The sequence below is a fragment of the Streptomyces sp. WAC07094 genome (genome assembly GCF_036320405.1).
Classification (GTDB): Bacteria; Actinomycetota; Actinomycetes; order Streptomycetales; family Streptomycetaceae; genus Streptomyces; species Streptomyces lannensis.
Window position 1 is genome coordinate 2,622,281 of record NZ_JAVMJZ010000001.1, and the last position, 13,257, is coordinate 2,635,537.

Below are 13,257 nucleotides of genomic sequence, written 5' to 3' on the forward strand. Positions count from 1 at the left end.
GGCGGCGGAACGGGTCGTCCGGGAGGGGGCGGAGTGCACCGCCCCCTCCCGGCGCGGGTCAGCCGGCCGCCCGGTACGCCTCGGTCAGCTTCGCCACCGCCGCCGCGTACTTCCCGGTCAGCAGCAGATGGTCCGCGTCCGCGAACGGTGCGGCCACCGACGCGGTGAGTGCGGAACCCACCTTCTGCTGGACGAGCAGCCGGGCCTTGGTGACGATGTCGCGGCCCGCCTGCGCGGAGCCCGCCCGTTCGGCCACGGCCGCCGCGAGCGCCAGCGCCTTCAGGGTCACCGCGTTCCCTTCGGGGACCCGGGTGAGCGTGGTCAGTCCCCAGCCGTACGGGAACTGCGGGTCGTACGACGCGTCACCGACGTTGATCGGCAGCTGCGACTCCGACTTCGGCCAGGTCACGGGAAGCTGTCCGGTGAACGGCCGCTTGCCGTAGAGCACGTCGGCGACACCGTCGCCCTCGGTGCCCGGCAGCCAGGAGGCGACCAGGGCGTCGATCCCGCCGAGCCGGTCACCGATCAGCTGCGGACGTCCGGAGACGATCAGCACCGCGCACTTCATGGCGCCGCACACCTTGTCCACGGCGGCCTGGTCGGCGGCGGACAGTTGCAGGGAGTGCCCGTTGCCGACGTCGCCGACGCCTTCGGCGTAGGGGGTCTCCCCGACGACGACCACGCCGACGTCGTAGCCGTTGAGCGGTGCCGAGGCGTCCTTGGAGTAGGTGACGTCCCCCCCGGCCCTGCGCATCGCCTGCAGGACGGTCGTTCCCTGGGTGTGGTCACCGGACGCGCCCTGCCAGGTGATGGTCCAGCCGCCGGTCTGGTTGCCGAGGTCGTCGGCGTTGGACCCGGCGACGTACACCTTCTGGCTCTTCTTCAGCGGCAGCACGCCGTTCGCGTTCTTGAGCAGCACCTGGGACTCGGCGGCCGCCTGCCGGGCCACGGCCCGGTGCGCGGCGGAGCCGATCTCGTCGGCGCCGCCGGTGTCGGCGTAGGGGTGCTCGAAGAGGCCGAGCTTGAACTTCTGCGTGAGGATGCGTGCGACCGCGTCGTCGATCCGCTTCCCGCTGACGCGTCCCGCCTTCACCTCGTCGATCAGGGTCGTGCTGAAGTCCTTGTACGTGTACGGCACCATCATCATGTCGACACCGGCGTTGACCGCCGTGCCGACGTGGGAGGCGTAGTCGCCCGGCAGCTGGTCGATGGCGTTCCAGTCGCTGATGACGAACCCGTCGAAGCCCATCCGGCCCTTCAGCACGCCGTTGATCATGTCGGCCCGGGCGTGCATCTTCACCGGGCCCTGCCCGTCGCCGAGGACGTCCAGCGACGAGTACGACGGCATGACCGTGCCGATCCCCCGGTCCACCGCGGTCTGGTACGGGGCCAGATGGACGGCCTCGAGCTGCTGCCGGGTGACCTTGGTGACGCCCTGGTCGATGGTGTACGAGCCGGTCGTGGACGAGCCGTACCCCGTGCCGCCGTCGCCGACGAAGTGCTTGGCGGTGGCGAGGACCTTGTCGCCGCGGCCCAGGTCCCGGCCGTCCGCGCGTCCCTGCAGGCCCTGGATCACCGTCTCCATGGACTCGACGAGCGCCGGGTCCTCACCGAAGGACTCATAGCTGCGGCCCCACCGCTCGTCGCGCGTGACGCACAGACAGGGCGCGAAGTCCCAGGGGATTCCGGTGGCGCGCACCTCGCTCGCCGTCACCGCCCCCGTCTTCTCGGCGAGTTGCGGGTCCCTCGTGGCACCGATGCCGATGTTGTGCGGCATGATCGTCGCGCCCGCGAGGTTGTTGTGACCGTGCACCGCGTCGACGCCGTAGATCAGCGGGATCTGGAACCGGGTCGCCTGCGCCCTCAGCTGGAAGGAGTCGATCATCTTCGCCCATGCCTCGGGGGTGTTGGGCGTGGGGGTCGAGCCGCCGCCGGACAGCAGCGAGCCGAGCGCGTACGTCGCGATGTCGCCCTGCGAGGTGAGGCCGGCCCGCTCGGCCTGGGTCATCTGACCGGCCTTCTCCTCCAGGGACATGCGGGAGAGCAGGTCGGCGACGCGCTTGCGCACCGGCAGCCTGCTGTCCAGGTAGGGCAGTCCGTGGGCGTCGATGACGACCTCGGGGGTCTCGGCGGGCGCCTTGGCGCCGGTGACGGTCAGCTCGAGCGGCACCGTCTCCGCGGACTCGGCGGCCTTGTCCTTGCGGGTGGCGACCTGGACCGTCCGGCTGGTTCCGGAGGCGGTACCGGCGGGGAAGGTGATCGTTCCCTTGACGGGGACGTAGTCCGATCCGGACGCGGCCGTGCCGCCGCCCGCCTCGTAGGCGACGGTGACCGGCTCGTCGATGGGGGCGGAGCCGGTCGTGGCGACGGAGACCTTCACCTGTGCAGTACCGCCCTCGCGGACCGGGTAGACGACGGAGTCCGTGGTGACGGAGGCCCGCAGGGACTGGTCCGCCTTGCCGTACAGCTCCACGTCGTCCATGGCGAACTGCCCCTTGACCCCGACGGGGAGGGTGAGGGCGTATCCCCACATCTGTGTGAGGCCGAGGACGTGGTCGATACCGCCGACCGGCTGGTAGTCCGTGCGATAAGTGAAGTCGGTGAACGGGATCTCGATCTGCTTCCAACCGGTGAAGTCGTCGGTGAACGAGGTGGTCCACAGCTCGGAGGCCTCGCCGTTCGCGCCGCCGTCCTTGATCTCGAAAGCGATCTTCTTGCCGTTGTCCTGACCGTCCCACCAGAACCGGATGCCCTTGTGGGCGGACCAGTCGTGGGCCGGCTGGTCTGCGGCGAAGTCGTGGGTGAAGCCGCCGTAGCCGCTGATCTCGTAGGTGCCGGTGAGGACCTTGGCCCCCTCGGGGGCGTCCGCGCGATCACTGAGCCGGAGGGCGGGCGGGTCGTCGGTGTCGCCGCCCCAGGTGAAGATGCCGTCGGCGGGCTGGTTCGCGAACGGCACCTCGCCTTCGAAGCGGTCCACCGGGACGGGTGCCGGTTCGTCCGCGCCGGACGCGGATCCGGCGGCGGTGAGCGGGAGCAGTGCGGTGAGCAGGGTGGCGGAGGCGAGCAGGGCGGTTCTTCGCATGGACCTTCCCCTTGGCTCTCGTGGTCCCGAACGTGAGCTTACGACTTAGATCAGGGCGTGAGTTAACTGGTGCACCGGGAAGGCGTCAAGACTTCACACCGGAACAGGTACAGACCTGAGTCCCTTGGGAATCAAGGGCGTTGTTCCTTCGGAAACTGAACGCGCACCCCCTTGACGGCACCCCTCCGCCGTCATTTACTCACGCCTCGCACGCCTCCCATCCCCCACACCCAGAAGGGCGGCGCACCATGAGAAGACCCCTGCGCGCGGTTCATGTGCTCCTGGCCGGACTGCTGACCACGGCCGGGCTCACCGTTGCGGGCACCGCGCCGGCGCATGCCGCCGGGGAGCAGGTCACGGCCTGGCTCACCACGACCGACGACGCCGGCGGGCGCCATGTCGTACGCGGACTGCAGGCCCAGACCCCGTTCGCCTTCCAGTCGGGCACCGGAGGCGGTGGCGAGAACATCACGGTCGACGAGAACGCCCGGTACCAGACGTTCACCGGCGGCGGTGCCTCCTTCACGGACACCGCGGCCTGGCTGATGAACAGCAGCGGAGCACTGTCGCAGTCGACCCGGGACGCGACGATGCGGAAGCTGTTCTCCCCGTCGGAGGGCATCGGCCTTTCGTTCCTGCGCAATCCGATGGGCGCCTCCGACCTGGCTCGTTTCGGATACACGTACGACGACGTCCCGGCCGGGCAGTCGGACCCGAATCTGACGAAGTTCTCCATCGCGCACGACCTGGCGGACGTGGTGCCGCTGACCAAGCAGGCGCTCCAGCTCAACCCCTCGCTCACGGTGATGGCGAGCCCGTGGACGGCGCCCGCCTGGATGAAGGACAGCGGGCAGCTCAACGGGGGCTGGCTGAAGGCGGAGGACTACGGCGCCTACGCCTCCTACTTCGTGAAGTACCTCCAGGGCTACCGCGACCAGGGTGTTCCCGTCTCCTACGTCACGGCCCAGAACGAGCCGACGTGCTGCTCGGGTTACCCGTCGATGAGCTGGAACGCGTCCGGGCTCGCCTACTTCACGAAGAGCGAGCTGCTGCCCAAGCTCCAGGCGGCGGGCCTGACGACCAAGGTCCTGGCGCAGGACTGGAACTGGGACACCTACGACGCGTACGCGGCGCAGACGGTGGACGACGCGGCGATCCGCTCGCACCCGAACTTCGGCGGCATCGCCTGGCACGGGTACGGCGGTGACGTCACCAAGCAGACGACCGTGCACAACCAGTACCCGCAACTCGACGCGTTCGGCACGGAGCACTCCGGCGGCACCTGGATCGCCAACCAGCAGCGCGAGGACATGCTCAACATCGTCGACTACACACGGAACTGGGCGAAGTCGGTGACCAAGTGGTCGCTGGCGGTGGATCAGAACATGGGGCCGCACAACGGAGGTTGCGGTACCTGCACGGGGCTGATCACGGTCCACAACGGGGACGGTGCGAGCGGGACGGTCGACTACACGGTCGAGTACTACACCATGGGCCATCTGACGAAGTTCGTCCGGCCGGGCGCGCAGCGCATCGCCTCCACGGCGAGTTCCGCGGTGCCGAACGTGGCCTGGCGGAACCCGGACGGTTCGAAGGCCCTGATCGCCTACAACGACGCGTCCTCGGCGAAGACCGTGACGATCAACTGGGGTTCGCAGCACGCGACGTACTCGCTGCCGGGCAAGACCTCGGCGACGTTCACCTGGGCGGGCACCCAGTCCGGCGGCGGTGACCGGTCCGGGGCGTTCGTGGGGCTCGCGGGCAAGTGCCTGGACGTGGCGGGCGCCTCGTCCACAAACGGCACGGCGGTGCAGCTGTACGACTGCAACGGAACGAGCGCCCAGAACTGGACGGTGCGGAGCGACGGATCCGTTCAGAGCCTGGGGAAGTGCCTGGACGTGGCGGCGGCTTCGACGGCGAACGGCGCGAAGGTCCAGCTCTACGACTGCAACGGCACCGGCGCACAGCAGTGGTCGTACAACTCGGCGACGGGTGACGTGGTGAACGTCGCGGCGAACAAGTGCCTCGACGTGACCGACAACTCGTCGGCGAACGGGGCACGGGCCCAGATCTGGTCGTGCACTGGCGCGGCCAACCAGAAGTGGCATCTGCAGTGACCCACGCGGGGCCGAGGGGTGCCACCCGCACCCCTCGGTCCCGATCCGGCCCGGCCGGCTACTCGGCCGGCTCCACGCCCGCCCGCAGCAGGCCGTAGGTGTAGGCGTCCTCGAGCGCGTGCCACGACGCGGCGATCACGTTGTCGGCCACACCGACCGTGGACCACTCGCCCGTGCCGTCCGACGTGGAGATCAGCACGCGGGTCGTGGAGTGACTGCCGTGCTTGCCCTCCAGGATGCGGACCTTGTAGTCGACCAGGTCCAGCACGGCGAGCTCGGGATAGATCTTCTCCAGGGCGACCCTGAGGGCGCGGTCCAGGGCGTTCACCGGGCCGTTGCCCTCCGCCGTGGCGACGATGCGCTCGCTCTTGGCCCAGAGCTTGACCGTGGCCTCGTTGGCGTGGGTGCCGTCGGGCCGGTCCTCCACGATGGCCCGCCACGACTCCGTGCGGAAGTAGCGCAGCGGCCTGCCCGCCACCTCCTCGCGCAGAAGGAGCTCGAAGCTCGCGTCGGCCGCCTCGTACGTGTAGCCCTCGAGCTCGCGTTCCTTGACCCGCTCCACGACCCGGCCGACCAGCTCCCGGTCGCCCCCGAGGTCCACGCCCAGTTCCTTGCCCTTGAGCTCCACCGACGCACGACCCGCCATGTCGGAGACCAGCATCCGCATGGTGTTGCCGACCAGCTCGGGGTCGATGTGCTGGTACAGGTCGGGGTCCACCTTGATGGCGGAGGCGTGCAGGCCCGCCTTGTGCGCGAAGGCCGAGACGCCCACGTAGGGCTGATGCGTGGAGGGCGTGAGGTTGACCACCTCCGCGATCGCGTGCGAGATGCGGGTCATCTCGCGCAGCCTGCCCTCGGGCAGCACCTTCCTGCCGTACTTCAGCTCCAGGGCCGCCACCACCGGGAACAGGTTCGCGTTGCCCACCCGCTCGCCGTACCCGTTGGCCGTGCACTGCACGTGCGTGGCGCCCGCGTCGACCGCGGCGAGGGTGTTCGCGACGGCGCACCCCGTGTCGTCCTGTGCGTGGATGCCGAGCCGGGCCCCGGTGTCCGCCAGGACCGTCGACACCACGGCCTGGACCTGTGCGGGCAGCATCCCTCCGTTGGTGTCGCAGAGGATGACCACGTCCGCGCCCGCCTCCGACGCCGCACGGACCACCGCCTTCGCGTACTCGGGATTGGCCCGGTAGCCGTCGAAGAAGTGCTCGCAGTCGACGAAGACCCGGCGGCCCTCGGCCCGCAGATGGGAGACCGTGTCGCGGATCATCTCGAGGTTCTCCTCGAGAGTGGTGCGCAGGGCCAGTTCGACATGCCGGTCGTGCGACTTGGCGACCAGGGTGATCACCGGCGCGCCCGACTCCAGCAACGCCCTGACCTGCGGGTCCTCCGCCGCCTTGCCGCCGGCGCGCCGGGTCGCGCCGAAGGCGACCAGCTGCGCGTGCCGGAACTCGATCTCCTGCCGGGCGCGGGCGAAGAACTCGGTGTCCCGCGGGTTGGCGCCGGGCCAGCCGCCCTCGATGAAGCCCACGCCGAAGTCGTCCAGGTGCCGTGCGATGGCCAGCTTGTCCGCGACGGTGAGGTTGATGCCCTCCCGCTGCGCTCCGTCGCGCAGCGTCGTGTCGAAGACGTGGAACGAGTCGTCGAGCTCGCTGGTTTCCGTCATGGTCTGAAGGCTCCTGTTTTGGATCTCGGTCTACCGGAATGACCGGTTCCACCATCCCCCCATGGTCCCTCGCGCAGGCTTCCCGGCTGAAGGTGGGCCAGGAAAACGAAAAACCTCTCGCGGGTGCGAGAGGTCTGCGCGCGGGTCGAGGACGACGATGGCCGCCCGTACCTGGTCGTACGTGGCGGTCACTGCGGACCGGCGCGCCTGCTGCCAATAATCATGGCGAACGAGAGCACGAGGGCAGTCTGGCACATTCCGCCCCCGCGCTCACCCGTCGTCTCAGGATGCGGTCGTCAGGGTGGACGTCTCGGACGCCGTTATCCGCGTCAGATCGAGGTCCCGGGTCTCCCGCATGGTGAGGTAGACCACAAGGGACACGGCCGCGCAGCCCGCCACGTACCAGTAGAAGCCGGACTCGGCGCCCGCGTCCTTGAACCACAGCGCCACATACTCCGCCGTGCCGCCGAAGAGCGCGTTGGCGATGGCGTACGGCAGGGCGACCCCCAGGGCTCGGACACCCGTCGGGAACAGCTCCGCCTTCACGCAGGCGTTGATCGAGGTGTACCCGGTGACCACCACCAGTGCCAGCAGGGACAGGCCCAGCGCCGGCCAGAAGCTGCCCGCGTTCTTGAGCATCGTCATGATCGGCACGGTCAGGAACGTGGAGCCCACCGCGAAGGTGATCAGCAGGGGGCGGCGCCCGATGCGGTCGGAGAGCCGTCCGGCGAGCGGCTGGAGGCAGGCGAACACGATCAGCGCGGTGAAGGAGACCAGGGTCGCGGTCTCCTTGGACAGGCCCGCCGAGTTCGACAGGTACTTGGTCAGATAGGTGGTGTAGGTGTAGTACGCGACCGTGCCGCCCATGGTCAACGCGATCACCAGGAACGCCTCGCGCTTGTGCCGCCACAGCGCGCGCAGTGTGCCGCGCTCCTCACCGCCGGTCTCGTCGGCCTCGTAGACCTCCGTCTCCAGCATGTTCCGCCGCAGGTAGAAGACCACCGCGGCGCCGAGCGCGCCCACCACGAAGGGGATGCGCCAGCCGTAGCTGTGCAGGGCGTCGTCGGACAGCGTGCGCTGCAGGACGATCTGGAGGCCCAGTCCGACGATCTGGCCGGCGGTCATCGACACGTACTGGAAGCTGGAGGCGAAACCGCGCCGCTTCGGGTCGGTGGCCTCGGTGAGGTAGGTCGCGCTGGCCGCGTACTCGCCGCCCACCGAGAGGCCCTGCAGCAGGCGGGCTACGAGCAGCACGAGAACGCCGCCGTATCCGGCGACGGCGTATGTCGGTGCGATCGCGATGAGGACCGCCGAGGCGGACATCAGCGTGACCGTGAGGGTCAGCGCGGCCTTGCGCCCTCTGCGGTCACCGACCCGGCCCAGCAGCCAGCCGCCGACCGGGCGCATGAAGAAGCCGACCGCGAAGATGCCCGCGGTGTTCATGAGTTGGGCCGTGGGGTTCCCGTCCGGGAAGAACGCCCCGGCGAAGTAGGTGGCGAAGCTGGCGTAGACGAACCAGTCGTACCACTCCACCATGTTGCCGGCCGAGCCGATCCAGATCCTCTTCCAATGCTCTCGTCCCATGGGCCGTAACGTGCCGGGCGTTCGCGTTTGCGACAAGAGCGCCTCGGGTTTCGTTCATTGCGTTCACGCCGACGGCGGTCCGGATCGCCGCGCCCGACGTACGAAGATGCCCTCCGCGCCGTCGGTGTCGCCCGGCACGGGATCGACGGCGGTCGAGCCGAACACCGCCGCGCGGACCCCGGCGCCCACGGCGCCCGGCACCGCCAAGGCCCACGAGCGGCCGCGGCCCGTCCGGCCCGGACAGCGGCACAGGACGGGCGCCGCGGCGCGCGGCCACGGCGGTGCGCCGCTCACCGGTGCACGACCCGGGCGCCTTGTCAGCCGTCCGCGCGCGCCGGGTCCCCCAGTGCGTCGTCCAGGAACTCCCGTACATGCCGCAGGACCTGCTCCCGGTCCGTGCCGCGCAGGCCGATGGCCACATGGATGGAGAACCCGTCGAGGAGGGCGCGCAGCCGGGCCGCGAAGCGGTCGGCGTCGACGGGCCGGAACTCGCCTCTGGAGGCCCCCTCGGCCAGCAGGGCCACCAGATCGCGGTGCCAGGCGCCCTCGATGGCGGCCTGCCGGTCGCGGGCGTCGTCGTCCGCGTTCTGCGAGCGGTTCCAGACCTCCAGCCACAGCGTCCAGTGCGGGTCGCGGTGGCCGCCGGGAACGTAGAGGTCGACGTAGGCGTCCAGCCGGTCCCTGGCCGGGGCGTCGCGGCTGAGCAGCCGTCCACGCTCCGCACCGAGCCGGCCCTCGCTCCACTCCAGGGTGCGCAACAGCAGTTCGTCCTTGGAGCGGAAGTAGTAGAGCAGATGGCCGCTGCTCATGCCGACCTCGCGCCCGAGCGCCGCCATGGTGAGCTTCTCCAGACCGCGCTCGGCGATCATCTCCATCGCGGCGGCGAGGACGTCCTCGCGGGGCGGGGCGGCCTGGCGGCTGCGGGTCATCCGGTCCCCTCCTCGTGGTGCGCCACGGCCGGTCGGGCGGCGTCCGGGACGGGCCGGGTACGGTGTCCGCCCGTGCGGCCGGGCGCCGCTGCGTCGGCCTCGGACCCCCGGGGGCCGCGGCGCGGTGCCTCGTGGCGGGCGCCCGCACCGCGGTGGCCGCCGGCGCCGAAGACCTCCGGCCGGTGCCCGGAGCCGGCAACAGTCACCGGTCCGCACCACCGGCCGGCCGCGCCGGGCTCGCCGTCCCCGGCGGGAGAGCGGTGCCCCACGTAGGGCCGGCGGACCGCCTCGGCGGGCCGCCCCGCACTGGTGGTGCTGAGCATCACGTTCACCCGTCCGTTCTACCCGAGGAGCGTGCTCGGCTGCTGCTGGGTGATGCAGTGGATCCCGCCCCCTGCAGCGAAGATCGCCCGTGCGTCGACGAGTGTGACGGTGCGCCGTGGGAACAGGCGGCGGAAGACCCCGGCCGCGATCTCGTCGCGCGGGTCGTCGAAGCCGCACAGCACGACACCGCCGTTGCAGAGGTAGTGGTTGATGTAGGAGTAGTCGGCCCAGTGGCCGTCGGCCTCCAGGACCGTCGGGGCCGCCACCTCGACGACCTCCAGTCGGCGGCCCCTGGCGTCGGTGGCGGACTTCAGGATGCCGATGACCTCCTTCGTCACCTCGTGGTCGGGGTGCGCCGGGTCCGGCTGGTGGTGGGCGACCACCACGCCGGGACGGGCGAAGGCGGCGACGATGTCGACATGGCCGAGGGTGCCGTAACCGTACGGCGGGTAGTCGGCGGTGAGGCCGCGCGGCAGCCAGATCGCCTTGCGGGTACCGAGGTGGGCGTGGATCTCCGCCTCCACCCGCTCCTTCGTCCAGTGCGGGTTGCGTTCGGCGCCGAGTTGCACGGTCTCGGTGAGCAGCACCGTCCCCTCTCCGTCCACATGGATCGCACCGCCCTCGTTGACGAGCTGCGAGGCGTACGTCCGCGCGCCCGCCAGGTCCGACACGAATGCGCCGATCTTCGCGTCGTGCTCCCAGCGGGCCCAGTCCTGAGCCCCCCAGCCGTTGAACGTCCAGTCCACGGCCGCGAGTCGGCCGTTGCCGTCGGTGAGGAAGGTGGGGCCGATGTCGCGCATCCAGGCGTCGTCGAGATCGCGTTCGACGATGTCGATACCCGGGCCCAGTAGCGCCCCGGCCTCCGCCGACCGGCCGGGTCCGCACACCACGGTGACCGGTTCGAAGCGGCGGACGGCGCGGGCGACCGCGGCCCAGGCCGCGCGGGAGGCGGCCAGGGCCGCTGGGTCGTCGAAGGTCGCGTTGGGGCCCGGCCAGGCCATCCAGGTGCGCTCGTGCGCGGTCCACTCGGCGGGCATGCGGAAGCCGTCGGCGGCAGGGGTGCTCATGGCGGGGTCCTCGCGAAGGTCACAGGAAGTAGAGGCGGTTGAGGGACACCGAGTCGGCGGGATCGGAACGGATCTGCTCGCCGTCGAGGGTCACCAGACCGGACCGCTGGTCGACGTCGACCGACCCGGTACGGGAGTTGAGGCGCAGGTCGGCGGGGCCGATGCCGCGGGTGCCGCGGACGGCCACCCGGCGGCGGCGGGTCGGGACCCGGTCGTTGCCCTGGTCTGCGGCGGCCTGCGCGACGAAGGCCACCGAGAGGTCGGCCGCGGTGGCGCCATGGGCACCGAACTGCGGTCCCAGCACGAGGGGCTCGCATGTGTCGGTGGCCGCGTTCGGGTCGCCGACCACGCCGTACGCCGGGAAGCCGGCCTTGAGCACCAGTTGCGGCTTGGCACCGAAGTACTCCGGCCGCCACAGCACGATGTCTGCCAGCTTGCCGGGCTCGATGGAGCCCACCTCGTGCGAAAGCCCGTGCGCGACGGCCGGGTTGATGGTCAGTTTCGCCATGTAGCGCAGGACACGGGCGTTGTCGTCGCCGTGGCCGTCCCCTTCCAGCGGGCCGAGTTCGGCCTTCATCTTCCCCGCCATCGCGAAGGTGCGCCGCACGGTCTCGCCCGCGCGCCCCATGCCCTGTGCGTCGGACGAGGTGATGCCGATGGCGCCCAGGTCGTGCAGCACGTCCTCGGCCCCCATGGTGCCGGCGCGGATGCGATCGCGGGCCATGGCGGCGTCGCCGGGCAGGTCGGTCTTCAGGTCGTGGACGGAAACGATCATGCCGTAGTGCTCGGCGACGGCGTCCCGGCCGAAGGGCAGGGTCGGGTTGGTGGAGGACCCGATGACGTTCGCCACGCCCGCCATCTTCAGGACGTTCGGCACATGGCCGCCGCCGCAGCCCTCGATGTGGAAGGCGTGGACGGTGCGGCCGTCGAGGACCCGGAGCGTGTCCTCGACGGACAGGCACTCGTTCAGGCCGTCGCTGTGCAGGGCCACCTGGACGTCGTGCTCCTCGGCGACCCGCAGGGCCGTGTCGAGGGCGCGGGTGTGGGCGCCCATGTCCTCGTGCACCTTGAAGCCGGAGGCACCGCCCTCGGCCAGTGCCTCGATCAGGGGCGCACTGTCGGACGACGAACCCCGGCCCAGGAAGCCGATGTTGACGGGCCAGGCGTCGAACGCGTTGAAGGCGTGCCGCAGCGCCCACGGCGAGTTGACGCCGACGCCCCATACCGGACCGAACTCCTGGCCGATGATCGTGGTCACGCCGGAGGCGAGCGAGGCCTCCATGATGCGCGGTGACAGCAGGTGCACATGGGTGTCGACGGCTCCGGCGGTGGCGATCAGCCCCTCGCCGGACACGATCGACGTCCCCGTGCCGACCACGACGTCGACCCCGTCGAGGGTGTCCGGGTTGCCGGCCCGGCCGATCGCGCAGACACGGCCTTCGCGGATACCGATCGACACCTTGCGGATCCCCTGCACGGCGTCGATCACGACGACGTTGCTGATGACGACGTCGCAGGTCGCGCGGACGGCCGCGGCCTTGAGGTGCAGACCGTCCCGCGCGGTCTTGCCGAAACCGGCGAGGAACTCGTCGCCATGCTTCTGCGCGTCGGACTCGACACGGATCACCAGACCCGAGTCGCCGAGCCGGAGACGGTCGCCGGCGCGGGGGCCGTGAGTGGCCGCGTACTCATAGGGGTTCACCGGTCGGCTCCCAGATATCCGCAGGCGGTGGCCCGGCGAAGGGCCTCTTCCTTGGCTCCCGGCGCGTCGAGCGGACCGTCGACCAGGCCCGCGAAACCGATCACCGTCCGGGCGCCTCCGATGGGCACGAGGCCGACCTCGACGCGCTCCCCCGGTCCGAAGCGGACGGACGACCCGGCGGGCACGGCGAGGCGCATTCCGTAGGCGTCGGCGCGGGGGAAGTCGAGCCGCGGGTTGGCCTCGAAGAAGTGGAAGTGGGAGGTGACGGACACGGGGACGGCGGCCGTGTTGGTGACGGAGACATGCCTGACCGCCTCCGGCTCGGCGTGCACGGGCCCCGGAAGCAGGGCACCCGGCGCCCCGGCGCCCAGTCCTGCTCCGATGGGGTCGGAGACCACGGCGAGCCGCGATCCGTCGTCGAAGACCGCCTCGACGTGCACCTCGGTGACGACGTCCGCGACGCCCGGCAGCACGTCGTCCGGACCGAGCACGGACCGTGCCGCCTCGATGGCCTCGGCGAGGCGCTTCCCGTCCCGGGCGGCCTCGCAGACGGTGTCCGCGATCAGAGCGGTGGCCTCCGGCACGTTCAGCCTCAGCCCTCGGGCCCGGCGGGCACGGGCCAGCTCGGCCGCCCCGAACAACAGCAGCCGATCACGTTCCGTGGGGGTGAGTCTCACGAGGCGGCACCTCCTTGCTTCCCAGACTTTAGAGTGCTGCTCTAAATGCCACCTCACTCTAAATCCTGGATACGGGAAGCGGAACCCTCCGCGGCGGTCGATGCCGGTCACG

Annotated in this window: 9 protein-coding genes; 1 reads left to right on the forward strand and 8 read right to left on the reverse strand. The window is 70.7% G+C overall.

What is annotated here, in order from left to right:
* Window positions 1–58: 58 nt before the first annotated feature.
* Window positions 59–3,082, reverse strand: a complete 3,024-nt coding sequence (locus RCR19_RS11450; protein WP_331265038.1) for a glycoside hydrolase family 3 N-terminal domain-containing protein — start codon at window positions 3,080–3,082, stop codon at window positions 59–61.
* 248 nt (window positions 3,083–3,330) lie between these two features.
* On the opposite strand from RCR19_RS11450, the gene RCR19_RS11455 reads away from it, so the two are divergent.
* Window positions 3,331–5,199 carry a ricin-type beta-trefoil lectin domain protein gene (locus RCR19_RS11455; protein ID WP_331265039.1) on the forward strand — a complete coding sequence of 623 codons (1,869 nt, stop codon included), beginning with the start codon at window positions 3,331–3,333 and terminating at the stop codon, window positions 5,197–5,199.
* A 58-nt stretch (window positions 5,200–5,257) separates the two neighbouring features.
* On the opposite strand, the gene cimA is transcribed toward RCR19_RS11455, so the two are convergent.
* The 7 genes from cimA to ureA form a co-directional block, all read right to left on the reverse strand.
* Window positions 5,258–6,862 (reverse strand): citramalate synthase, encoded by a 1,605-nt coding sequence (cimA, locus tag RCR19_RS11460; RefSeq protein WP_059128926.1) that lies wholly within the window; start codon window positions 6,860–6,862, stop codon window positions 5,258–5,260.
* Window positions 6,863–7,144: 282 nt separating this feature from the next.
* Window positions 7,145–8,446: an MFS transporter gene (locus tag RCR19_RS11465; RefSeq protein ID WP_331265040.1), complete on the reverse strand. Its 1,302-nt coding sequence runs from the start codon at window positions 8,444–8,446 to the stop codon at window positions 7,145–7,147.
* A gap of 317 nt (window positions 8,447–8,763) precedes the next feature.
* The gene (locus tag RCR19_RS11470) at window positions 8,764–9,375 is read right to left on the reverse strand and encodes a TetR/AcrR family transcriptional regulator (protein ID WP_331265041.1); all 612 of its coding nucleotides are present in this window, start codon (window positions 9,373–9,375) and stop codon (window positions 8,764–8,766) included.
* Entirely contained in the window at window positions 9,372–9,707 is a 336-nt protein-coding gene (locus tag RCR19_RS11475) for a hypothetical protein (RefSeq protein ID WP_331265042.1), read from the reverse strand. The genes RCR19_RS11470 and RCR19_RS11475 overlap by 4 nt, the downstream gene beginning before the upstream one ends.
* A 9-nt stretch (window positions 9,708–9,716) precedes the next feature.
* Window positions 9,717–10,766, reverse strand: a complete 1,050-nt coding sequence (locus RCR19_RS11480) for an agmatine deiminase family protein (RefSeq protein ID WP_331265043.1) — start codon at window positions 10,764–10,766, stop codon at window positions 9,717–9,719.
* 19 nt (window positions 10,767–10,785) lie between these two features.
* Window positions 10,786–12,468: an urease subunit alpha gene (locus RCR19_RS11485; RefSeq protein ID WP_331265044.1), complete on the reverse strand. Its 1,683-nt coding sequence runs from the start codon at window positions 12,466–12,468 to the stop codon at window positions 10,786–10,788.
* The gene (gene ureA / locus RCR19_RS11490; RefSeq protein WP_331265045.1) at window positions 12,465–13,145 is read right to left on the reverse strand and encodes an urease subunit gamma; all 681 of its coding nucleotides are present in this window, start codon (window positions 13,143–13,145) and stop codon (window positions 12,465–12,467) included. Before ureA ends, RCR19_RS11485 begins: the two co-directional genes overlap by 4 nt.
* Window positions 13,146–13,257 lie beyond the last annotated feature (112 nt).